The sequence below is a fragment of the Streptomyces sp. JH002 genome (assembly GCF_050916115.1).
In the GTDB taxonomy this organism is placed as follows: domain Bacteria; phylum Actinomycetota; class Actinomycetes; order Streptomycetales; family Streptomycetaceae; genus Streptomyces; species Streptomyces xiamenensis.
Map to the genome: position 1 here is coordinate 2,792,850 of NZ_CP087989.1, position 20,842 is coordinate 2,813,691.

Sequence of the window (20,842 nt, forward strand, 5' to 3'; positions counted from 1 at the left end):
TCCCCTCCGGCCGCCTCCGTGCGGAGGCGCTAACGCGCGACCCTACGCCCCCGCCGATTCCTCCTACACTGGCCTCGTGGTGAGCACCGACTGGCAGACCTCGCTCCGCGACCGTGGATACCGGCTGACCCCGCAGCGGCAGCTGGTGCTGGAGGCTGTGGACAGGCTGGAGCACTCCACGCCCGAGGACATCCTCACCGAGGTGCGCCGCACGGCGGGCGGGGTCAACATCTCCACCGTCTACCGCACGCTGGAGCTGCTGGAGGAGCTGGGCCTGGTCTCCCACGCCCACCTGGGGCACGGGGCGCCCACGTACCACCTCGCCGAGCGCCACCACCACCTGCATCTGATGTGCCGGGACTGCGGCACCGTGCTGGAGGCCGATCTGGAGGTGGCCGAGCCGTTCGCGGAGCGGCTGCGCGAGGGCTTCGGCTTCGAGACCGATCTGCGGCACTTCGCGATCTTCGGCCGCTGCCGGGAGTGCGCGGCCGGGCCGGACGGTCCGCCCGCGCCGTAGGCTGGGGGCATGTCGTACGCCAGTCCTCTGCTGTCCCTGCCCGGCGCGGTCGCCGCGGACGCCCCGGATGCCGGGGTCGCCGCGCACTACGGTGATCTCTTCCGCGAACAACGGGCGTTGGACCGCGGGCAGGGCCTGGTGGACCTGTCGCACCGCGAGGTCCTCTCGGTGACCGGCCCCGACCGGCTGAGCTGGCTGCATCTGCTGCTCACCCAGCACGTGTCCGAGCTGCCGGCCGGGCAGGCGACCGAGGCGCTGATCCTGACCGCCCAGGGGCGCATCGAGCACGCGCTCTACCTGGTGGACGACGGCACCACCACCTGGCTGCACACCGAGCCGGGCCGGGGGGCCGCGCTGCTCGGCTACCTGGAGTCGATGAAGTTCTTCTACCGGGTGGAAACCGCCGACCGGACCGGGGAGTTCGCGGTGGTCTTCCTGCCGGCCGGCTCGATCGCCGAGGCCGGCCCGGAGTGGGTGGTGCGCGAGACGCCGTACGGGCGGGACGTGTTCGTCCCGCGCGCCGCGCTGGAGTCCTTCGCGGCGCAGGCGGGGCCGGCCGCCGGTGTGCTGGCGTACGAGGCGCTGCGGGTGGCCGGGCACCGGCCGCGGCTGGGCCGTGAGACGGACGAGCGGACCATCCCGCACGAGCTGGGCTGGCTGGAGAGCGCGGTGCACCTGGCCAAGGGCTGCTACCGGGGGCAGGAGACGGTGGCCAAGGTGCACAACCTGGGCAAGCCGCCGCGCCGCCTGGTGTTCCTGCACCTGGACGGCAGCGAGGTGAAGATCCCCGAGCACGGCGCTCCGGTACGGCTGGCGGCGGACGGCACGGAGGGCAGGCAGCTGGGCGTCGTCACCACCTCGGCCCGTCACCACGAACTGGGGCCGATCGCGCTGGCCGTGGTGAAGCGCGGTGTGCCGGCGGATGCCCCGCTGCTGGCGGGCGACACCCCGGCGGCCCAGGAGACGATCGTCCAGCCGTAGCCCTGCGGTGCCCCGGGGAGAGGTGGCCGGGCCCGGTCACGGCTCCTGGGGCGGGTGCCAGGGGCTGACGCCGAGGACTCCGGTGGTGCCGAGGTCCACCGGGTACGTGGGGGCCAGCCGCTGGGCGGCGACGCCGTCGGCGGGCCGGACGCTCAACCGCTCGCCGTTGGCGATGGTCCGGCTGAGGTCATCGACGGTGTTGCGCCACACCATCCCGGACAGGGCGTGCTCGCCCGGCTGGAGCGTGAGGGGAGCGGGCGGGTCGTCGAAGCCGGTGAGGCCCGCCGTGATGTCGCCCGTGCCGTGCAGCACCTTGATGTCGTACGGGTCGCCGTCCTCGTCCAGGACGGCGACGGTGGGGTAGCCGTTCAGTTCGTACGGTTCGGTGCCGCAGTTGGTCAGGCGCAGGCCCATCACCCGCAGCCCCATCGCCGCGTCGCCGCCGTCCTCGGTGACGCGCACCCCGGATTCGGGGCAGTCGGGGCGTTCGGGCTCGGGGGACGGCGGGCGCGGTGGGGCGGCGGCGTCCGGCTCCGTTTCGGGGGGCGCGGTCTGGGTGCCGCAGCCGGCCAGGGTCAGGGCCGCCAGGGCGGCCGGGACGGCCCACCGGGTGAGGACGGCGGCGCGGCGTCGGGCGGGGCGTCGGGCCGGGTGTGCCATCAGACCTCCAGCCAGACGGTGAACGGTCCGTCATTGGTCAGGTTGACCCGCATCTTCGCGCCGAACCGGCCCGTCTCCACGTGCGCCCCCAGCGCGCGCAGATGAGCGCACAACCCCTCGACCAGTGGCTCCGCGATCTCGCCCGGTGCGGCGGCGTTCCATGTGGGCCGTCTGCCCTTCCTGGCGTCACCGTAGAGTGTGAATTGCGAAACAATCAGCAACGGAGCGCCCACATCCGAACAGGACTTCTCACCGTCGAGCACGCGCAGCGTCCACAGCTTGTTCGCCAGCCGCGCCGCCTGCTCATCCGTGTCCTCGTGGGTGGCGCCCACCAGCACACACAGTCCTTGGCCAACGATTTCGCCGACCGTTTCGCCGTCCACGGTGACACTCGCCCCGTCGACCCTCTGCACCACTGCTCGCATGGCGGCCATCATGCCGGAACGTTCCCTCGTACTGAATGACGGCCGGATGCATGCGAAGTCGCTGCGTCAGCTGGGTACACAGTGACACGATGCGTGGCACGGGGTACGTACCGCGCCAGCACACCGAAATGGGGATGAGGGGACAATTCCGCATGATCACACCGGGCTCCGGCTCACAGCCGGCCGCCGCTGCCACCACCACCGTCGCCGACGCCGCGCCCGCCCGGTGGGGCAGCGGCCCACGGGTAGGGCGCGGTGGCGAGCCACGCGGAGACGAGACCCCCTCCGGGCTGCGCCGGCTGCGGCTGACCGAGCTGCGGGAGCTGCGCCGCGGCGCCCAGCGCGAGGAGGCCGACCTCAGCTTCGTCCGCAGGCTGCTCCAGGGCCGCATCGACATCCTGGAGGCGGAACGGCGCAGACGCCTGGACCCGGAGGCCGATCTGCTGGACCGGTTGCCGCAGATCCTGGCGGACAGCCCCTCCCCCCACCGCTCCTCGGCCCGCCATGTGACGGTGGGCCCGCCGGCCGGGCGGGAGTACCGGGAGCTGGCAGAGGAGATGCTGGCGGAGGTCGAGCTGTCGGATCTGCTGGCCCGTACCGACGACGAACTGCATGACGCGCTGGGCCGCCTCGCCCGGTACGAGGCGCAGGTCTCCCGCCGCCGCCAGGCGCTCCAGCGCACCGCCGACGGGTGCAGCGGGGAGATCGCCCGCCGTTACCGGGAGGGCGAGGCCCAGGTAGATGATCTGCTCGCCTGAGCGGTGAATTCCGGGCGATCTTCCTTACGGTCCGCCGGTCGCTCCCCCGGTCGGCCCGTGGGGGCACACGCGGCCCTCGGGGCCAGCGGGGCACTCCGGCCGCCGCCGGCCCCGCGCCACGGCCCCACGCCGCACGCCGCTCGGAAAATCCTTGGCCCAGGGTCGGGGCGCCCGGATAGCCTCGGGGCCATGGCCCTGAACACCCGTTTTGTCACCGGCAGTGACGCCGACATCGACGCCTGGAACCGCGCCGTACTGCTCGGCTTCCAGGATCCGTTCCCCCTCAGCGAGGACGAGCTGCGGCTGCGCCGCGAGAAGCTGCAGTACGACCGGGCCCGCGGGGTGTTCGAGGGCGACCGGTGCGTGGCCACCTTCACCAGCTTCGACCAGCAGCTGACCGTGCCCGGCGGTGCCCTCGTCGACGTCAACGCCGTCTCCGCCGTGTCGGTCACCGCCACCCACCGCCGGCAGGGCCTGCTGAGCCAACTGATGGGCGCGGACCTCGCCGAGGCGAAGGAGCGCGGCGCCCTGGCGGCCACGCTGATCGCCGCCGAGTACCGGATTTATGGCCGGTTCGGGTACGGTCCGGCGGCCTCGCTCGCCGACTTCACCGTCAAGGGCCTGCGTTCCGGGCTCGGGTCGCGCTGGTCGGCACCCGAGGACGGGGGCTCCGTGGCGTACATCGACGGGGCCGAGGTACGCAAGATCGGCCCGGAACTGCACGAGCGTTTCCGGCGGGGCCAGGTGGGCGCGATCGACCGCAAACCGCTGTGGTGGGAGAAGTTCACCGGTGAGGTGCGCTTCGGCCACCAGACCTGGGAGGAGCCGTTCTACGTGCTCTACCGGGACGGCGCCGGGGTGCCGCAGGGCCTGGTCAAGTACACGACGGACAAGAAGTGGGACGGCGAACTGCCGGACAACACCCTGACCGTGCAGGAGCTGATCGCCACCACCACGGCGGCGCAGCGGGCGCTGTGGTCGTTCCTGGTGTCCATCGACTGGGTCACCACGCTGCGCGGCCCGAACCGCGGCCCGGACGAGCTGCTGCCGCTGCTGCTGCCCGACGCGCGCGCCGCCGTGCTGAACGGGATCAGTGACTTCCTGTGGCTGCGGCCGCTGGATGTGCCGGCCCTGCTGGCCTCCCGCTCGTACGCCACCACCGGTGACCTGGTGCTGGAGGTCCACGATCCCATGGGTCTCGCCGGTGGGCGCTTCGCGCTGAGTGCCTCGCCGGAGGGCGCCGAGTGCGCGCCGACCTCGCGCGGTGCCGATCTCACGATGGGGGTGGGCGCGTTGGGTTCGCTGTATCTGGGGGATGCGACCGCGACCCGGCTGGCGGGTGCGGGGCTGCTCACCGAGGAGACGCCGGGGGCCGTGTCCCGGGCGAACGCGCTGCTGACCACGGGAGCGCGCCCCTGGTGCCCGGACGGTTTCTGACGGGACCTCCACCGGTCCCGGTCGTCGCGTCCGAACGCCCAGGGGCGCTTCTCACAGCGTGTTCAGTCCCAGCATCACCAGCACTGTGATTCCCACACAGATGCAGGTGAAGTTGCGCTTGCGCAGGCCGGTCCGCAGGATCAGCAAGCCGATCACGCCCGGCAGTCCGAACTGAACCTCCACTGCCTCATCGACCACGATGGCGAGGGCAGCGGCGATGATGGTTGAAACGATCATGTTCCCTCCCTACATCGACACATCCGGCGACAACTGGCAGGTATCTTTTGGATAGTTGGTGGAGTTGGCGACCAACTCTAGGATTGTTATCCCCAGTTGGTCGAACTGGCCAAACTCTTTCCCGCCAACCTCTCGGATCGGATGTCAAGTTGTAAGGTGTGCGCGTGAGCGAGGAGATCGCCCCAGAACGCATCGCCGAGACCCTGCGCGGCCGGATACGCTCCGGCGAGCTGCGACGGAACACCCGGCTGCCCACTCAGCGCGCCCTCGCCGAGGAGTTCGGCGTGAACCGCGGCATCGTCCGCCAGGTTCTCGCCGTCCTCGAACGCGAGGGCTTTGTCAGCGCGCGCGGCAGGGGGGCGCCGGCCGTGGTGTCGGCGCCCGCCTCCGACCATCCACGGCCCGCCGGAGTGGAGGTCGCCGACCGCATCGCCCTGGCCTTCCAGGCCGAACGGGTGTCCATCGACGCGTTCACCCTCACCACCGAGACGCTCAGCTCCGCCCTGGCCGGGCCGTTGATAGCGATCTCGGCCGGCGAGCTGAAGCCGCGCTCCATCACGGTGCGCGTGCTGCTCCCCTCCTGGGACGCGCCGCTCGCCTACCCCCGGCTGGTCACCGACCCCACCGACCCGCGCCCCATCGCGCGGCTGCGGGAACTCACCCGCACCTTCTCCACCTCGCTGCGGCACCAGCTCAACTCCCTCGCCGAGATGAACCTGGTCCCCGAGGTCAGCGTGGAGATCCGCACCGTGGCCGTCACCCCGCTCCAGAAGCTCTACCTCCTGAACGGTTCCGAGGCGCTCACCGCGTACTACACCGTCGTGCCGCGCACCGTCGAGTACGAGAAGGAACAGCTGGAGATCTACGACGTCCTGGGCCTGTCCTCCAAGATCTTCCGCTCCTCGTCCGACAAGGACAGCCGCGACGAACAGGAGGCCGCCTACGTCACCGAGTCCCGTCTGTGGTTCGAGTCCCTCTGGTCAACGATCTCGCGACCACTCACACTCGGTTAGATGAGGAGACTTCTCAGTAACGCCCGCTGTGTTCTCTTCGACTTCGACGGCCCCATCTGCCGTCTGTTCGCCGCCCGGCCCGCCGACGGCATCGCGCACCGCTTGCGGGCGCTGGCCGTCGAGCTGGGGGCCGCCTCGCTGCTGACCCCGCAGTTACGGGCCTCCCCCGACCCCCAGCAGGTGCTGCGCGGCATCGCGCATCACCACCCCTCCCCCACCGTGGTCCACCGCATCGAGGCGGCCCTCACCCGCGAGGAGATCTCCGCGGCGGCGACCGCGTCCCCCACCCCCTACGCCGCCTCGCTGATCGCCGCGCTGTCCACCCGGGGCCGCCAGGTGGCCATCGTGACCAACAACTCGCCCCTGGCCGCCGAGTTCTATCTGCGCCGGCAGCAGCTGACCGGCTACGTCGGCGGCCGGGTGCACGGCCGCACCCGCGACATCACCCTGCTCAAGCCGCACCCCGACCCCGTCCTGCGGGCGCTGCGCTCCACCGGGACAGCCGCCGGGCGGGCGCTGATGATCGGGGACACCAGCACGGATCTGGCCGCCGCCCGCTCCGCCGGAGTGGAGTTCCTCGGCTACGCGATGGACGACGCCCAGGCCGAGGCCTTCCGCCGGGCGGGCGCCGATTATGTCACCCGCTCCCTGGAGCATGTCCTGACTGCGCTTATTGCCCCAACTCACGGGTGATTTGAGTGCTTTGCCTCATGTCATGAGACTCTGGGGGCGTACGGTGCTGCTACCTCGCGACCGTACAGCTCTCGGAGCCGATCATGACGAGACCGACGATGCCCCTGCTCGGTGGTCACCACCGGGTCTGGCATGTACTCAGCCCGCAAGGCCAGTTGGCCGGACTGGGCCGGCTGAAGGCCGGCCGACCGCGTCCTGGCGTGGCGCACTTCGACCCGCGCTGCTTCACCGCGGAGGAGGACGTACTGATCGAACTGTCCCTGCTCGGCATGGAGCACATCCCGCCCGTGCACCACGTGGGCGAGGACGGGCTGCGTGTCCACGGATACATCGAGGGGGAGACCCTCTCCCGCCCGCACCCCCCGGGCACCCCACTGCCGGAGCCGTACCTGGCGCAGCTCATGGACCAGTTCGGGCGACTGGCGGCGATCCCGCCCAGCGCGCTCGAACTCGTCCACCGGTGCCCGCCGGGCCGCAGACCCCGCACCAGCCGGGACTTCCTGCGGCGGCTGATCAGCTTCACCCGCACCCGGGTGTACGCCGTGCACCGGCCGGAGCTGCACCGGCTGTTCGCGGCGCTGCGGATCGACGGCGACGCGGTACTCGGCCCGTACGGCGTACTGGCCAGGGAGGCCGACCAGTTGACGCAGCGGCCGTTCTCCCTGCTGCACGGCGACCTGCACCGCGACAACCTCATCATCGCCGAGTCGGACGGGGCGTTGTGGACCATCGACTGGGAACTCGCCCTGCTCGGTGACCCCGTCTACGATCTCGCGACGCACCTGCATCTGATGGGATACCCGGCCGGCTGGCAGCGCGGGCTGACCCACCGCTGGTCGGCGGCCGTCTCGGCGGCGCTGCCCGGCGCGGCGGCCGGAGTCTCCAAGGACCTCCCACGCTATCTGGCGTACAAACGGGTGCAGTCCGTCTTCACCGATGTCGTACGACAGGCCCAGATAGTGCGGCACACCTCCGCCGCCGATCTGCCGGAGCAGCTGGAACGCACCGCAGGCACCGTCAACACCGTACTGAGACGGGCGGCCAAACCGCTGGGGCTGGGCCGTGTGCCCAGCCCCAGCGCCGTAGAGGCCGCCTACGCCGGATACGCGGCGCTGGTCAGGAGCTCCGGTCCGCCGGCTGCGGCCGCTGGTGCCTCTCCAGCTCCACCGTCGGCAGCAGGCGTGCCAGCGGGGCCGGCAGCCACCACGCTCGGCGGCCCATCAACCGCATGACCGCCGGCACGATCAGACACCTGATGACCACCGCGTCCATGAAGATCGCCACGGCCATCCCGAACCCGAACTGCTGGAGCATCCGGTCAGCGCTCAGCATGAACGCCGAGAAGACCACGATCATGATGGCGCCGGCCGCGGTGATCACCGCCCCGGTGTGCGCCAGCCCCTCCCGGACCGCCAGCCGGTGGTCCCCGGTACGCGTCCACTCCTCGTGGATGCGGGAGACGAGGAAGATCTCGTAGTCCATGGACAGCCCGAAGACGATGGCGAAGATCAGCACCGGGATGAACGCCTCGATCGGGCCCGGCTCGAAGCCCAGCAGGCCGTGCTGGAACACCAGCGTGACCGCACCCAGCGCGGCCCCGATCGACAGCAGGTTCAGCAGCGCCGCCTTGAGCGGGATGAGGAGGGAGCGGAAGACCACCATCAGCAGGATCACGGAGAGACCGACGACGATCGCCACGAACAGCGGCATGCGGGAGGCGACCGTGTCGGAGAAGTCCTCGACGGCGGCCGTCGCACCGCCGACGAGGTAGGTGGCGCCGGTCCGCTCCGCGAGCGCGGGCAGGACCTCGGTGCGCAGCGCCGCCACCAGCTCGGAGGTCGCCTCGTCCTGCGGCGCGGAGACGGGGAAGACGATCACCGTGGCCACGGCGCCGTCACTGGTGGGGATCGGCGGGGTGGTGGCGGCGACCCCGGCCGTGCCCTCCAGGACGGCGGCGGCCTCCCCCGCGGCCTGCGTCGCGGTGCCGTCGGCCGCTGCGGCGACCACGACCAGCGGCCCGTTGAAACCGGGCCCGAACCCGTCCGACAGCAGGTCGTACGCCTCCCGGCTGGTGGACCCGGCCGGATCGTTGCCCGCATCGGCGAACCCCAGCCGCAGCTGCGCGGCGGGCACCGCCAGCGCACCCAGCGCGGCCACCGAGACCAGCAGCACGGCCACGGGGCGGCGCTGGACGAAGGCCCCCCAGCGGCGCCAGCCCGCACCGGTGGCCGGCTTGCCCCGGGCGGCGCGCCTGCCCGCGCGGGCCGGGAACTGGCGGGCGAAGCGGGCGCCGAAGATGCCCAGCAGGGCGGGCAGCAGGGTGAGTGAGGCGATCATGGTCACCAGCACGGTGAGCGCCACGCCCAGCGCCATCCCCTGGAGCGGGCCCAGGCCCAGGGCCACCAGGCCCAGCAGCGCCAGGATGACGGTGCAGCCGGCGAAGAAGACGGTACGTCCGGCCGCGTCCAGCGCCCTGCGGCCGGCCTCCTCGGGGCCCGCGCCGGCCACGAGTTCGGAACGGTAGCGGGCGAAGACCAGCAGCGCGTAGTCGATGCCGACGCCCAGGCCGACCAGCATCATCACGTACGGGGTGTAGTCCGGGATGGTGAACACGTGCGAGGCCAGCACGATCACGGCCATCGTGGAGCCGACCGCGAAGACGGCGGTGACGACCGGGAGTCCGGCGGCTATCACGGTGCCGAACATGAACACCAGGATGACCAGGGCCGCCATGATGCCCGCGCCCTCGGCGCCGCCGCCGTCCTCCTGCGCCAGCTGCCGGGCCGCGTCGCCGCCCAGGGCGACCCGCAGCCCGTCCCCGGCGACGGCGGTGGCCGCCTCCAGGACACGCTCGGTGTCGGCCGGGTCCATCCGCTCGGACGGTACGTCCAGGACGACGGTGGCGTAGCCGATGGTGCCGTCCGCCGACAGCGTCGTCTCGTGCACCTGGGCCACCGCGGGCAGCCCGGCGACCTCGGCGAGCATCGTCTCCAGCCGCTCGCGGGTGGCGGGTGCCTCAAGACCCGCCGGATCCTGGAAGACGATCTCCAGGCTGTCGCCCGCCTGGTGCGAGCCATGCTCGGTGAGCAGTTCCAGGGCGCGCTGGGACTCGGTCCCGGGCAGCGCGTAGTCCTGCCGGTAGTCGTCCCCGGCCACCGAGGCGCCGGCCCAGACCCCGACGAGGACGATCACCCACACGATGAGGGCGGTCCAGCGGTGCCGGTGGGAGAACCCGGCGAGCCGTTCGAAGACGGTCATGACATGTCTCTTTCTCGCGTGGATGAACCGGGGAGGCCCGGCGGGGGCACCCGGCGGAACGTTCAGAAGAAGAAGGGGGTGCGGCGGCCGGGATCGCGCAGCGCGCGCCACAGCCACCACTGGGCGGCCACCAGCACCGGGACGAACGCCGTCAGCACGGGCACCAGCAGCCCCAGCACCGGTCCTTGCGCGGCGTTCTCGCGCAGCGGCAGCCCCGCCCCTGCCAGCAGCGGCAGCGCCGCCGGAACGCCACCGGCACCCTCGCCATCAGCACCAGGTGCCAGGGCCGTGAGCGGTACACCGCGCGGCGGAAGCAGGCGAGCACCACCGCGGCCGGCACCCCGTACATCAGCAGGGCGAACGCCGGCACCATGAGCGGTCCCGCGCCCCGGGTCAGCGCCTCGTTCCGCAGGTGGTCGCCGGGTCCGAAACGCGCGGTCGGTTCGGCCTGGTGGCGGGCCAGCTCCTCGGCCCCCCGCCGGGAGACGGCCGACTTCACGGGCTGGAGCGTGGCCGGCGACTCCAGTTGGAGACCGCCGAGGACGACGGTGACGAACAGCGCGGCCGTCAGGCCGAACTGCCACCGGGCGAGGTCGAGGGTCTGGGGATCCACGCCCCCACCGTCGCGGCAGGGCAAGGGCGGGCGCGTCGGCCCGTGGCGTACACCCCGGGTACGGCACCGGTACCGCACGGAGCCCGGTGCCGTACTCCGGTGGTGCTCAGGGTGACCCCTAGGAGAGCCAGCCGGGGGTGATCATCCCGGTCTCGTAGGCGAGGATCACCAGCTGCGCGCGGTCGCGGACGTCCAGTTTGGTCATGACGCGCGAGACATGGGTCTTGGCCGTGGAAGGGCTCAGCACCAGACGGCGGGCGATCTCGTCGTTCGTCAGGCCCGCCCCGACCAGGCCCAGGACCTCGCGTTCGCGCTCGGTGAGGGCGTTGAGGCGGGGGGCGGGGTCGGGCTGCTTGACGCGGCCGGCGAACTCGGCGATGAGGCGGCGGGTGATGGCGGGGGCGATCAGCGCGTCGCCGCGGGCGCACACCCGTACCGCGCGCAGCAGTTCCTCCGGCTCGGTGTCCTTGACGAGGAACCCGGAGGCACCGGCGCGCAGCGCCCCGTAGACGTAGTCGTCCATGTCGAAGGTGGTGAGGATGACGACCTTGGTACCGGCCAGGCGCGGGTCGCGGGCGATGTCGCCGGTGGCGGCGAGGCCGTCGCGGTCGGGCATCCGGATGTCCATCAGCACCACGTCGGGCCGCAGTTCGCGGGCCAGGCGCAGCGCCTGGTGGCCGTCGCCCGCCTCGCCGACCACCTCGATGTCGTCCTCGTCGTCCAGGATCGAGCGGAACCCCGCTCGTACCAGCCGCTGGTCGTCGGCGAGGAGGACTCTTACCCGACTCACGCGGGGGTCACCGGAGGGCACATCGGTCATGGCCAAAGCGTAGGCGGGGTGAGCAGTCAACGGCCTCAGGGTGTTCACGCGTCCGGGCCCGGCCCTCGTACGGCGTTGAAACCGGTGCCCTGCGCGACGGCAGGAATCGCGTCACCGGGCGCGGTGCCGCTCACGCGGACGGCGCCGGCGGGGGACGGACGTCACGGGGCAGCCGTGTGGACGGCACTGACCCGCAGGAACTCCAGTCGTTCGGCGTCGGGGCTGCCTGCCGCGGCGGTGTAGACGGTGATCTTGAGGTCGGAGCCGGGAACGGTCAGAACGTCGCAGTCCAGGGTGAGTTCGCCGGCGAGCCGGTGGTGCATCACCTTGCGTGAGGTGACGTGCCGCCCCGCTGCTCCCGAGTTCCACAGGTCCCGGAACCGCGGACTGGCCTCGCCGACTTCGGCGATGAGGGAACGAAGGTTCTCATCCTCCGGATAGGTGGTCACGGCCTGGCGCAGGTCGGCAACGAGGGCGCGCTCGTTGCCCGCGTCGGGCCCATGCGTGTTCGCCCATGCCGGTGCCTGGCAGAAGGCGGCCCGGATCACGTTGAGGTCGGCCGCCGGCCGTCCGGCCGGGTCGCCGTTCAGGGCGCTCCAGAGCGCGTTCCACGTGATGAGGGTCCAGTCCGCGGCGAAGACGGCCACCGGATAGTCGGCCATGCGGGTGACGAGGCGCTGGACACCAGGGGGGACATGCACCGGTACGGCGCGGCCGGACGGCACCGGGAGCCCGGCGGCCTGGTGGAGGACGGCGGTCTCCTGCTCGTCGAGTTGCAGGGCCCTGGCCAGCGCGGCCGCGACCGGCGGACTGGGACGCCGGGACCGGCCCTGCTCCAGGCGCACGAGATAGTCGACGCTGACCCCGGCCAGGCCCGCGAGTTCCTCACGACGCAGTCCCCGGGCACGGCGCCTGCCGTGTGCGGTCAGGCCGACGTCGGCGGGTGAGCATCGGTCACGCCAGGCGCGCAGCAGGCCACCCAGATCATTCTCCGCAGACGACATGTCCCCATGATGGGCGCGGCGCCGCCGGTTTACCTGGTAACGCCGTTCCTACCGTGGCGGCGGGCACTGGCTACCCGGTTCCGGCCGCACGAGCCTTGACGTATGACGAACCCTCTTACCGGTCGCACCGCCATCATCACCGGATCCAACAGCGGAATCGGCCGTGCCACCGCCCGTTCCCTCGCCGAACAGGGCGTCCGCGTCATCCTCGCGGTCCGCGACCTCGACAAGGGCCGCGCCGCCGCGGCGCGGATGGACGGTCCGACCGAGGTGCGCCGGCTCGACCTCGCCGACCTGTCCTCGGTGCGGGACTTCGCCGAAACGTGCACCGCTCCCGTCGATCTGCTGATCAACAACGCCGGCGTCATGATGCAGCCGCTGGGGCATACGGCCGACGGCTTCGAACTCCACTTCGGCATCAACCACTTGGGTCACTTCGCACTCACCAACCTGCTCCTGCCACAGATCAGGGGGCGAGTCGTCACCGTCGCGGCGGGCGGCCACCGGGTCGGAACGCTGGACCTGGACGACCCCAACTGGGAGCGCCGGCCGTACAAGCCGTTCGCCGGCTACGCGCAGTCCAAGCTCGCCAACATGCTCTTCACCGCCGAACTCCAGCGCCGCCTCACCGCGGCCCGCTCCGATGTCATCGCCACCGTCGCCAACCCGGGCCTGGCCGACACGAACCTGATCAGCCACGCCGCCACCGCACGTACCCGCATCATGAACGCCCTTCTGCGGCCCCTGTCACAGGACGAGGACGGTGGCGCGCGGACCACGCTCCACGCGGCCACCGCCGACATCCCGGGCAACAGTTACATCTCCCCCAGCGGCTTCCTGGAGGCCCGCGGTCTGCCCGAGATCGCCGACCGCTCCAAGGCGGCCCAGGATCCCGAACTCGCCCGCCGCCTCTGGGCCCTCTCCGAAGAACTGACCGGCACCACGTTTCCCCTGACCATGCCGGAACACCCCCGCGGACAGAGGTGATCACACGGCAACACCCAACCCTGGGGACCCGGCAAGTGCTGTGTGGGGGCCATCGCTGGTGACCAGGGTTCCGGTCAGTCCGGCGACGGCGCCCAACGATGCGCCCTGCGCGAAGGGTTCCCGGGACCGGAGAACCGCACGTCAGGCACGCGGATCAGGACTGCCCTTCAAGGGCGGTGGGCCGGTCCGCCATGAGCGGCAGCCGGGCGGTCACCCGGAACCCGGAGTCAGTGTGAGCGGCGGTCAGTTCGCCGCCCAGCGCGCGGCACCGCTCGCGCATCCCCCCGATGCCGCTGCCCGTGCCGGGCTCCCCGGAGCGGGAACCGGGGCCGTGGCCGTGGCCCGGGCCGCCGTTCCCGCCGTTCCCGGCCTTCCCGTCGTCCTCGACGCTCACCCGCAGCGCCCCGTCCTCGTACCGCGCCTCGATGAGCACCGTGGTGGCTCCGGCCGCGTGCCGGGCGATGTTGGTCAGCGCTTCCTGCACGATGCGGTAGGCGGCCAGCGACACCCCGGCCCCGACCCCGCCGGGCGGCAGCCCCTCCCGGCCGGTGCGGACCGTGACCGTCAGGCCCGTGGCACGCGCCCGGTCGGCGAGGTCGCCGATGCGCTCCCAGCCGGGGGTGGGCGAGGTCGGCGCGCCCGCCGCTTCCTCGTCCACCTGGCGCAGCATGCCGAGCGTGCCGCGCAGCTCGCGCAGCGCGTCCTTGCTGGTGTCGCGGACGAACTCCAGTGCCCGGGTCAGCTCCGCCGTCTCGCCGGGCCGCTTGGCGCTGCGGTGCAGGGCGGCCCCGGCCTGCACGTTGATGAGGGAGATGCTGTGCCCGAGCACGTCGTGGATCTCGCGGGCGATCCGCAGCCGCTCGGCGACGGCGGCGCGCCGCTCGCTCTCCTCCTGGTAGGCGTGCCGCACCCGCATGGCGTGGCCGAAGGCGATCACCGCGAGGAACCAGCCCTCGAACAGCACCATCGACATGTTGTCGACATGCCGCTGCTCGCTGGTGGAGGCGACGAACTCGCCGTAGGTCATCGCCAGCATCGAGGTCACGGCGAGCGTGACGGCCGCGACGAGATGGCCGGCGCGGGACATGGTGTAGACGGCGACGACGAAGGCGACCACCGGGGTGATCCCGTCCAGGCTGGACAGCGGGTAGTAGACGACCGCCGCGATCATGGTGAGGACGCCGACCGGGATGGGCAGCCGGTGCCGCAGTCCCAGCAGCGCCCAGGCGGCGGCGCCCAGCAGCCAGGTGAGCCACAGGTGGACGAGCGACGCCTCGGCGCGGCGCACCGCGAAGAGGACCGAGTCGGCGAGCAGCGGCAGCCCGGCGATCAGCGTCACCCGGTCCATGCGGTACATCGGCGGGGTCATGTCCGCCAGAGTACGTAGGCTGGAAGCCCCCCGTCCCCAGGAGGCATACCGCCATGACGTCCCCAGAGCGCCACGAACCCGCGCACGACCCCGAGGTGCTCCAGCTCGCGGCGAAGATCTTCGATCTCGCCCGGGACGGGGACACGGACACGGTGGCGGCGTACGTGGACGCGGGTGTTCCCCCGAACCTCAGCAACGACAAGGGCGACACCCTGCTGATGCTGGCCGCCTACCACGGCCACGCCAGAACGGTGGAGGCGCTGCTCCAGCGCGGCGCCGACCCCGGCCGGGCCAATGACCGGGGCCAGACGCCGCTGGCGGGAGCGGTGTTCAAGGGCGAGACGGAGGTGGTCCGCACGCTGGTGGCGGCGGGCGCCGACCCGGCGGCCGGGCAGCCCTCCGCCATCGACACCGCCCGGATGTTCGCGAAGGCCGATCTGCTGGAGCTGTTCGGCGCCGCCGGCTAGGAGGCCGTGTCCGGGCCGGGGCGTCCGACCGGCTCCTGGAGTTCGGTCACCCAGGCGCTCTCGTTCCCGGGCGGGCACTCCAGGTACAGCTCGCGCGCGTACCCGTCGGAGACGTACCCGTGGGACGCGATCCAGTGGGCTGCCGCTCACCCGCTCGCCGGGGATCTCCCTGACCTGCTGGAGTGCGAAGCCGAGCCCCTTGAGCGCGACGATGCGGTGGAGCCGGGCCGGCTGACCGGCCTCGTACCAGCGGTAGCCGCTGTGGGGGTCGGTGCGGGCGGGCACGAGGAGGCCGAGGGCGTCGTAGTGGCGCAGCATGCGCACCGACACCCGGCCGTCATGGGGGCACCTCCCGGCCGGAGGCTGGGGGAAAAGTCTCCGATACTGATCATGGCGTCTCCCACCACACGGCCTGCCACGGTGTGAGGGTCAAGCCCGCGGCCACTCCCAGCGGTCGAGGTCGCGCAGCCAGGCGTCGGCGGTGGTGTCGGAGGGGGCGCGCCAGTCGCCGCGCGGGGAGAGCGAGCCGCCGGCCAGGACCTTGGGGCCGTTGGGCATCGCGGAGCGCTTGAACTGGGCGAAGCCGAAGAAGCGGCGGGCGAAGGTGTCCAGCCAGTGCCGGATCTCGGGCAGGTCGTACGCCACCCGCTCGGCCTCGGGGAACATCGGCGGCCAGCCGCCGGTGCGCGGGTCGCGCCAGGCGTGCCAGGCCAGGAAGGCGATCTTCGAGGGCCGGAAGCCGTACCGCAGGATGTGGAAGAGCGTGAAGTCGTGCAGCGCGTACGGGCCGATCTTCGACTCGGTGGACTGGAGTTCCTCGCCCGGCACCAGCTCGGGGCTGATCTCGGTGTCGAGGATGGCGGTCAGCGTCTCGTTCGTCTCGGCGCCGAACTGGTCGGTGCTGATCACCCAGCGGATGAGGTGCTGGATGAGCGTCTTGGGCACGCCGGAGTTGACGTTGTAGTGGCTCATCTGGTCGCCGACGCCGTACGTGCACCAGCCCAGGGCCAGTTCGGACAGGTCGCCGGTGCCGAGCACGATGCCGCCGCGCTGGTTGGCCAGCCGGAACAGGTAGTCGGTGCGCAGCCCGGCCTGCACGTTCTCGAAGGTGATGTCGTAGACGGGCTCGCCCTGGGAGAAGGGGTGGCCCAGCTCCTCCAGCATCAGGCGGGCGGTGGGGCTGATGTCGAGTTCGGCGGCGGTGATGCCCAGGGCGCGCATGAGCTTGTGCGCGTTGTGCTTGGTGTGGTCGCTGGTGGCGAAGCCGGGCAGGGTGAAGCCGAGGATGTCGCTGCGCGGGCGGCCCGCCTGGTCCATGGCGCGGGCGGCGACGATGAGCGCGTGGGTGGAGTCCAGGCCGCCCGAGACGCCGATGACGATCTTGGGGCCGCCGATCGCGGCGAGCCGCCGCTGGAGCCCGGCGACCTGGATGTTGTACGCCTCGTAGCAGTCCTGGGCGAGCCGGCCGGGGTCGGCGGGGACGAAGGGGAAGCGTTCGAGGCGGCGGCGCAGTCCCAGGTCCCCGGCGGGCGGGTCGAGGGTGAACGGGATCTGCCGGTAGCCGCCGGTGCGGGCGGCGTGGGTGCGCCGGTTGTCGTCGAAGGTGCCCATCCGCTGCCGTTCCTGGCGCAGCAGGTCGAGGTCGATGTCGGCGACCGCGTACTGGTCGCCCTGCGGGAAGCGGTCGCTCTCGGCGAGCAGCGTGCCGTTCTCGTAGATCATGGTCTGCCCGTCCCAGGACAGATCGGTGGTCGACTCGCCCAGCCCGGCGGCGGCGTAGACGTACGCGGCCAGGCAGCGGGCGGAGGCGGAGCGGCACAGCAGCGTGCGGTCCTCGGCGCGGCCGACGGTGATGGGGCTGCCGGAGAGGTTGACCAGGACGGTGGCGCCGGCCAGCGCGGCCTCGGCGCTGGGCGGCACCGGCACCCACATGTCCTCGCAGATCTCCGCGTGCAGGACGAGGCCGGGGACGTCCTCGGCCGCGAACAGCAGGTCGGTGCCGAAGGGGACGGTGGCGCCGCCGATCCGCAAGGTGCCGCCGCGCTCGTCGTCGCCGGCCGCGATCTGGCGGCGCTCGTAGAACTCGCGGTAGTTCGGCACGTACGACTTGGGCGCGATGCCGAGGATCCGGCCGCGGTGCACAAGCACCGCGCAGTTGTAGATCCGGTGGCGGTGGCGCAGCGGGGCGCCGACGACCAGGACCGGCAGCAGGTCCGCGGAAGCGGCGACCACGGTGGCGAGCGCGGCCTCGACCTCGTCGAGCACGGCGTCCTGGAGCAGCAGGTCCTCGATGGAGTAGCCGGACAGGCACAGCTCGGGGAAGACGGCGACGGCCGCGCCGTCCTCGGCGCAGCGGCGGGCCTGGCGCAGGACGGCCTCGGCGTTGGCGGGCGGGTCGGCGATGGCGGCGTGGCCGGTACAGGCGGCGACCCGGGCGAATCCGTGCTGGTAGATCGACCCGAAGTCGGTCATGCGTGCGGCCCCTTTCCGGCGACAGGATGCAGTGGAATCGTATGCCGTGACCCTGGGCGGAGGACGGGGAGCACTGCTGCACATCTGCTAGCGAATGTGCTTGCAGAAGTTAGCAGCATGCGGCACGCTGGAGGCATGGCGTCACTCGGAGAGTTTCTGCGGGAGCAGCGGCGGCAGGCGAAATTGTCGCTGCGGCAGCTCGCGGATGTCGCCGGGGTGTCGAATCCCTACCTCAGCCAGATCGAGCGCGGGCTGCGCAAGCCCAGTGCGGAGATCCTGCAGCAGATCGCCAAGGGCCTGCGGATCTCCGCGGAGACGCTGTACGTCCAGGCCGGGATTCTCGACGCCGACGCCGTCAAGGAGCAGACGGAGGCCGGCGGGGTGCCGGCGGCGGTGCTCGCCGACCCGGACCTCTCCGACGAACAGAAGCAGGCACTGCTACAGATCTACACCTCGTTCCGCAACGACCGGAGCAGGCAGGAAAAGGAGAAGCCGTGACCATCACCGACGAGATCCGCAAGACCGTGACCACCGCGAGCTACGCGGCCGCCGGCACCGCCGACCTGGCCGCCGAAAAGCTGCGGGAGCTGCGCACCCACGCCCCCGAGCTGCGGGAGCAGGCGCAGAGCACCTTCCGGGTGTACGCGGCGAAGGCCAAGGAGACCTACGACGAGCTGTCCGAGCGTGGCAAGGGCGCCGTGGAGACCTGGCGCGCCGAGCGGGCCGCCGCGGCGCGCGAGGAGGAGGAGCGGGACGCCGAGACCCCCGAGGTGATCGTGGAGCGCGCGGAGCCCGAGGTCACCCCGCTCGCCAAGGGCGACCCGAAGGACGACACGAAGAGTGACACGGAGTCCCCGCGGGCATGAGGTGACTTTCAGCACCTTTCAGCACTACGCGCCCGGCGCCGCGCCCGGTAGCGTGGAAGTGGACGGCCGGCGCGGACCATGGTGGTGGACGGAATGTTGTTGAACGGGTTCTACTCCCTGTGGGGGCTTCTCACCCTCGCGCTGCTCATCCTGAGCATTTACGCCCTGGTGCACGCCGCGCTCCAGCGTGAGGACGCCTTCCGGGCCGCCGGCAAGCAGACGAAGCCGTTCTGGCTGATCATCCTGGGCCTGGCCGTCGTCGTGCAGCTGCTCCCGCTCGGGTTCCTGCTGCTGAACCTGGTCGGCCTCGTGGCCGCCATCGTCTACATCGTGGACGTGAAGCCCGCCATCGCCGCCGTCACCGGGCGCGGCGGCCGGGGCGGCCGGGGCGGTGGCTGGAGCAGCAGCGACGGGCCGTACGGTCCGTACAACGGAAACCGCTGATCGGCTGCCAAGAGGTAACGAGTCAGGTCGCATGGTTAGCCGTGGCCGGAATCAGCACTTAGCATCATCGGGTACACCCGTTGATGAACCCCAGAGGAACTCCAGTGCGATTTCGCCTGACGCCCCGGGAGACGAGCTTCTACGACCTGTTCGCCATCTCCGCCGACAACGTCCTCAGTGGCTCGAAGCTGCTGATGGAACTGCTGGCGGCCGAGCCCGCCACGCGCGTAGAAATCGCCGACCGGATGCGCGCGGCGGAGCATGCCGGGGATGACGCGACCCATGCGATCTTCCACCAGCTGAACTCCTCGTTCATCACCCCGTTCGACCGCGAGGACATCTACCGGCTGGCCTCCCGGCTGGACGACATCATGGACTTCATGGAGGAGGCCGTCGATCTCGTCGTCCTCTATGAGCTCCAGGAGCTGCCCAAGGGCGTGGCCCAGCAGATCGAGGTGCTGCACCGCGCGGCGGAGCTGACCGCCGAGGCCATGCCGCACCTGCGCACCATGGAGCACCTCAACGAGTACTGGATCGAGGTCAACCGGCTGGAGAACCAGGCGGACCAGATCCACCGCAAGCTGCTCGCGCACCTCTTCAACGGCACCTACGAGGCCATAGAGGTCATGAAGCTCAAGCAGGTCGTGGACGTCCTTGAGGAGGCGGCCGACGCCTTCGAGGCCGTCGCCAACACGGTGGAGACCATCGTGGTCAAGGAGTCCTGACCCACGTGGACACGTTCGCCCTTCTCGTCGTCATCGGTGCGGCGCTCTTCTTCACCTACACCAACGGCTTCCACGACTCGGCGAACGCCATCGCCACCTCCATCTCCACCCGGGCGCTGACCCCGCGGGTCGCGCTGGGCATGGCCGCCGTGATGAACCTGGCCGGCGCCTTCCTCGGCAGCGGCGTCGCCAAGACGGTGAGCGAAGGGCTGATCGACACCCCCACCGGCAAACAAGGCATGATCATCTTGTTCGCCGGGCTGCTCGGGGCGATCACCTGGAACATGATCTCCTGGTATTTCGGCCTCCCCTCGTCCTCCTCGCACGCCCTGTTCGGCGGCCTGGTCGGGGCGGCGCTGGCCGGGGCGAGCACCGTCCACTGGAACGGTGTGCTCTCCAAGATCGTCATCCCGATGTTCGTCTCGCCCCTCATCGGCCTGCTGCTGGGCTATCTGGTGATGGTGGCCATCCTGTGGCTGTTCCGGCGCGCCAACCCGCACCGGGCCCAGCGCGGCTTCCGGATAGCGCAGACCGTCTCGGCCGCCGGCATGGCGCTCGGGCACGGACTCCAGGACGCGCAGAAGACCATGGGCGTGGTCTTCATGGCGCTGGTCATCGCCGACGTGGAACCGGAGGGCGGCGCCATCCCGGTGTGGGTGAAGATCGCCTGCGCCGGCATGCTGTCGCTGGGCACGTACGCGGGGGGCTGGCGCATCATGCGCACGCTGGGCCGCCGGATCATCGAGCTGGACCCGCCGCGCGGGTTCGCCGCCGAGACGACCGCCGCCTCCGTGCTGTACTCCGCCTCGTACATCTTCAACGCCCCGATCTCCACCACTCACGTGATCACCTCGGCGATCATGGGCGCGGGGGCCACCAAGCGGGTCAGCGCGGTGCGCTGGGGGGTGGCCAAGTCGATCGTCAAGGGATGGTTCATCACGATGCCGGCGGCCGGCGCCGTGGCGGCGATCACGTACTGGGTGATCCACCTCTTCTTCGGCTGAACCTCGATCAGCAACGGCTGAAAACCCGGGAACCACATAAGATCCGCACGCTTCTTTCACCGCTTCTCCCAGGACGGCTGTCGCACGACCCC

The 20,842-nt window shown here is 71.4% G+C and carries 23 protein-coding genes and 1 pseudogene; 14 read left to right on the top strand and 10 right to left on the bottom strand.

The features are described from left to right. The first annotated feature begins 76 nt into the window (after positions 1-76). Positions 77-517 (top strand): Fur family transcriptional regulator, encoded by a 441-nt coding sequence (locus tag H7827_RS12600; protein ID WP_386535823.1) that lies wholly within the window; start codon positions 77-79, stop codon positions 515-517. A 9-nt stretch (positions 518-526) separates the two neighbouring features. Continuing rightward, complete coding sequence (locus H7827_RS12605; protein ID WP_386535826.1) at positions 527-1,498, top strand: YgfZ/GcvT domain-containing protein; 972 nt, start codon at positions 527-529, stop codon at positions 1,496-1,498. 36 nt (positions 1,499-1,534) lie between these two features. On the opposite strand, the gene H7827_RS12610 is transcribed toward H7827_RS12605, so the two are convergent. Together H7827_RS12610 and dtd are read right to left on the bottom strand one after the other, a co-directional pair. Further along, complete coding sequence (locus H7827_RS12610) at positions 1,535-2,158, bottom strand: DUF4232 domain-containing protein (protein WP_432745043.1); 624 nt, start codon at positions 2,156-2,158, stop codon at positions 1,535-1,537. Next, positions 2,158-2,583 carry a D-aminoacyl-tRNA deacylase gene (gene dtd, locus H7827_RS12615; RefSeq protein WP_043177174.1) on the bottom strand — a complete coding sequence of 142 codons (426 nt, stop codon included), beginning with the start codon at positions 2,581-2,583 and terminating at the stop codon, positions 2,158-2,160. Before dtd ends, H7827_RS12610 begins: the two co-directional genes overlap by 1 nt. Before the next feature lie 152 nt (positions 2,584-2,735). Between dtd and H7827_RS12620 the strand changes: the two genes are divergently transcribed. Next, complete coding sequence (locus tag H7827_RS12620; protein ID WP_432745046.1) at positions 2,736-3,341, top strand: ABC transporter substrate-binding protein; 606 nt, start codon at positions 2,736-2,738, stop codon at positions 3,339-3,341. 189 nt (positions 3,342-3,530) lie between these two features. Beyond that, positions 3,531-4,778, top strand: a complete 1,248-nt coding sequence (locus tag H7827_RS12625) for a GNAT family N-acetyltransferase (protein ID WP_432745049.1) — start codon at positions 3,531-3,533, stop codon at positions 4,776-4,778. A 51-nt stretch (positions 4,779-4,829) separates the two neighbouring features. Here the strand turns inward: H7827_RS12625 and H7827_RS12630 are convergent, their stop codons facing one another. Continuing rightward, a complete protein-coding gene (locus H7827_RS12630; protein WP_030729756.1) occupies positions 4,830-5,015 on the bottom strand; it encodes a hypothetical protein in 186 nt (61 codons plus the stop codon). A gap of 164 nt (positions 5,016-5,179) precedes the next feature. Here H7827_RS12630 and H7827_RS12635 point away from each other — a divergent pair, with 164 nt between their 5' ends. The 3 genes from H7827_RS12635 to H7827_RS12645 all read left to right on the top strand — a co-directional run bounded on the left by H7827_RS12635 (position 5,180) and on the right by H7827_RS12645 (position 7,953). Then, positions 5,180-6,028, top strand: coding sequence for a winged helix-turn-helix domain-containing protein (locus tag H7827_RS12635; protein WP_234306806.1), 849 nt, complete (start codon positions 5,180-5,182; stop codon positions 6,026-6,028). Further along, positions 6,029-6,721 carry an HAD family hydrolase gene (locus H7827_RS12640; protein WP_030729762.1) on the top strand — a complete coding sequence of 231 codons (693 nt, stop codon included), beginning with the start codon at positions 6,029-6,031 and terminating at the stop codon, positions 6,719-6,721. It abuts the gene before it with no gap. 83 nt (positions 6,722-6,804) lie between these two features. Next, positions 6,805-7,953: a phosphotransferase family protein gene (locus tag H7827_RS12645; protein WP_432745054.1), complete on the top strand. Its 1,149-nt coding sequence runs from the start codon at positions 6,805-6,807 to the stop codon at positions 7,951-7,953. On the opposite strand, the gene H7827_RS12650 is transcribed toward H7827_RS12645, so the two are convergent. From H7827_RS12650 to H7827_RS12665, 4 genes are all read right to left on the bottom strand, one after another. Next, complete coding sequence (locus H7827_RS12650; protein WP_432745057.1) at positions 7,838-9,979, bottom strand: MMPL family transporter; 2,142 nt, start codon at positions 9,977-9,979, stop codon at positions 7,838-7,840. The two genes, H7827_RS12645 and H7827_RS12650, sit on opposite strands and share 116 nt — an antisense overlap. A 151-nt stretch (positions 9,980-10,130) precedes the next feature. Further along, entirely contained in the window at positions 10,131-10,592 is a 462-nt protein-coding gene (locus H7827_RS12655) for a hypothetical protein (RefSeq protein WP_432745059.1), read from the bottom strand. A gap of 118 nt (positions 10,593-10,710) precedes the next feature. Then, positions 10,711-11,412: a response regulator gene (locus tag H7827_RS12660; protein WP_386535846.1), complete on the bottom strand. Its 702-nt coding sequence runs from the start codon at positions 11,410-11,412 to the stop codon at positions 10,711-10,713. 161 nt (positions 11,413-11,573) lie between these two features. Further along, a complete protein-coding gene (locus H7827_RS12665; protein WP_432745063.1) occupies positions 11,574-12,416 on the bottom strand; it encodes a helix-turn-helix transcriptional regulator in 843 nt (280 codons plus the stop codon). A gap of 102 nt (positions 12,417-12,518) precedes the next feature. On the opposite strand from H7827_RS12665, the gene H7827_RS12670 reads away from it, so the two are divergent. Beyond that, entirely contained in the window at positions 12,519-13,403 is an 885-nt protein-coding gene (locus H7827_RS12670) for an oxidoreductase (RefSeq protein ID WP_432745066.1), read from the top strand. Between the two features lie 154 nt (positions 13,404-13,557). Here the strand turns inward: H7827_RS12670 and H7827_RS12675 are convergent, their stop codons facing one another. Next, on the bottom strand, positions 13,558-14,772 hold the full coding sequence (locus H7827_RS12675; RefSeq protein WP_432745069.1) for a sensor histidine kinase: 1,215 nt from the start codon (positions 14,770-14,772) through the stop codon (positions 13,558-13,560). Between the two features lie 53 nt (positions 14,773-14,825). Between H7827_RS12675 and H7827_RS12680 the strand changes: the two genes are divergently transcribed. After that, positions 14,826-15,239, top strand: coding sequence for an ankyrin repeat domain-containing protein (locus H7827_RS12680; RefSeq protein WP_030729783.1), 414 nt, complete (start codon positions 14,826-14,828; stop codon positions 15,237-15,239). 111 nt (positions 15,240-15,350) lie between these two features. On the opposite strand, the pseudogene H7827_RS12685 reads toward H7827_RS12680, so the two are convergent. Then, a pseudogene (locus H7827_RS12685) lies at positions 15,351-15,557 on the bottom strand (MerR family transcriptional regulator); the annotation flags it as partial. A gap of 111 nt (positions 15,558-15,668) precedes the next feature. Next, positions 15,669-17,711, bottom strand: a complete 2,043-nt coding sequence (locus H7827_RS12690) for an NAD(+) synthase (RefSeq protein ID WP_432745073.1) — start codon at positions 17,709-17,711, stop codon at positions 15,669-15,671. A 135-nt stretch (positions 17,712-17,846) separates the two neighbouring features. On the opposite strand from H7827_RS12690, the gene H7827_RS12695 reads away from it, so the two are divergent. The 5 genes from H7827_RS12695 to H7827_RS12715 all read left to right on the top strand — a co-directional run bounded on the left by H7827_RS12695 (position 17,847) and on the right by H7827_RS12715 (position 20,750). After that, entirely contained in the window at positions 17,847-18,209 is a 363-nt protein-coding gene (locus tag H7827_RS12695) for a helix-turn-helix domain-containing protein (protein WP_030729793.1), read from the top strand. Beyond that, on the top strand, positions 18,206-18,577 hold the full coding sequence (locus tag H7827_RS12700; RefSeq protein ID WP_386535862.1) for a hypothetical protein: 372 nt from the start codon (positions 18,206-18,208) through the stop codon (positions 18,575-18,577). The genes H7827_RS12695 and H7827_RS12700 overlap by 4 nt, the downstream gene beginning before the upstream one ends. A 93-nt stretch (positions 18,578-18,670) precedes the next feature. Further along, positions 18,671-19,021 carry a DUF2516 family protein gene (locus H7827_RS12705; protein WP_432745077.1) on the top strand — a complete coding sequence of 117 codons (351 nt, stop codon included), beginning with the start codon at positions 18,671-18,673 and terminating at the stop codon, positions 19,019-19,021. A gap of 104 nt (positions 19,022-19,125) precedes the next feature. After that, positions 19,126-19,746, top strand: a complete 621-nt coding sequence (locus H7827_RS12710) for a DUF47 domain-containing protein (protein WP_030729801.1) — start codon at positions 19,126-19,128, stop codon at positions 19,744-19,746. Between the two features lie 5 nt (positions 19,747-19,751). Continuing rightward, a complete protein-coding gene (locus tag H7827_RS12715) occupies positions 19,752-20,750 on the top strand; it encodes an inorganic phosphate transporter (RefSeq protein WP_262833438.1) in 999 nt (332 codons plus the stop codon). Positions 20,751-20,842: the final 92 nt, after the last annotated feature.

What these genes read in the sequence shown, in the direction of transcription:
- H7827_RS12630 (WP_030729756.1), bottom strand. Translation starts at nt 5,015, where the DNA reads ATGATCGTTTCAACCATCATCGCCGCTGCCCTCGCCATCGTGGTCGAT.
- H7827_RS12705 (WP_432745077.1), top strand. Translation starts at nt 18,671, where the DNA reads ATGTTGTTGAACGGGTTCTACTCCCTGTGGGGGCTTCTCACCCTCGCG.
- H7827_RS12665 (WP_432745063.1), bottom strand. Translation starts at nt 12,416, where the DNA reads ATGTCGTCTGCGGAGAATGATCTGGGTGGCCTGCTGCGCGCCTGGCGT.
- H7827_RS12625 (WP_432745049.1), top strand. Translation starts at nt 3,531, where the DNA reads ATGGCCCTGAACACCCGTTTTGTCACCGGCAGTGACGCCGACATCGAC.
- H7827_RS12610 (WP_432745043.1), bottom strand. Translation starts at nt 2,158, where the DNA reads ATGGCACACCCGGCCCGACGCCCCGCCCGACGCCGCGCCGCCGTCCTC.
- H7827_RS12695 (WP_030729793.1), top strand. Translation starts at nt 17,847, where the DNA reads ATGGCGTCACTCGGAGAGTTTCTGCGGGAGCAGCGGCGGCAGGCGAAA.
- H7827_RS12605 (WP_386535826.1), top strand. Translation starts at nt 527, where the DNA reads ATGTCGTACGCCAGTCCTCTGCTGTCCCTGCCCGGCGCGGTCGCCGCG.
- H7827_RS12690 (WP_432745073.1), bottom strand. Translation starts at nt 17,711, where the DNA reads ATGACCGACTTCGGGTCGATCTACCAGCACGGATTCGCCCGGGTCGCC.
- H7827_RS12650 (WP_432745057.1), bottom strand. Translation starts at nt 9,979, where the DNA reads ATGACCGTCTTCGAACGGCTCGCCGGGTTCTCCCACCGGCACCGCTGG.
- H7827_RS12680 (WP_030729783.1), top strand. Translation starts at nt 14,826, where the DNA reads ATGACGTCCCCAGAGCGCCACGAACCCGCGCACGACCCCGAGGTGCTC.
- H7827_RS12645 (WP_432745054.1), top strand. Translation starts at nt 6,805, where the DNA reads ATGACGAGACCGACGATGCCCCTGCTCGGTGGTCACCACCGGGTCTGG.
- H7827_RS12660 (WP_386535846.1), bottom strand. Translation starts at nt 11,412, where the DNA reads ATGACCGATGTGCCCTCCGGTGACCCCCGCGTGAGTCGGGTAAGAGTC.
- H7827_RS12640 (WP_030729762.1), top strand. Translation starts at nt 6,029, where the DNA reads ATGAGGAGACTTCTCAGTAACGCCCGCTGTGTTCTCTTCGACTTCGAC.
- H7827_RS12670 (WP_432745066.1), top strand. Translation starts at nt 12,519, where the DNA reads ATGACGAACCCTCTTACCGGTCGCACCGCCATCATCACCGGATCCAAC.
- H7827_RS12675 (WP_432745069.1), bottom strand. Translation starts at nt 14,772, where the DNA reads ATGACCCCGCCGATGTACCGCATGGACCGGGTGACGCTGATCGCCGGG.
- dtd (WP_043177174.1), bottom strand. Translation starts at nt 2,583, where the DNA reads ATGCGAGCAGTGGTGCAGAGGGTCGACGGGGCGAGTGTCACCGTGGAC.
- H7827_RS12620 (WP_432745046.1), top strand. Translation starts at nt 2,736, where the DNA reads ATGATCACACCGGGCTCCGGCTCACAGCCGGCCGCCGCTGCCACCACC.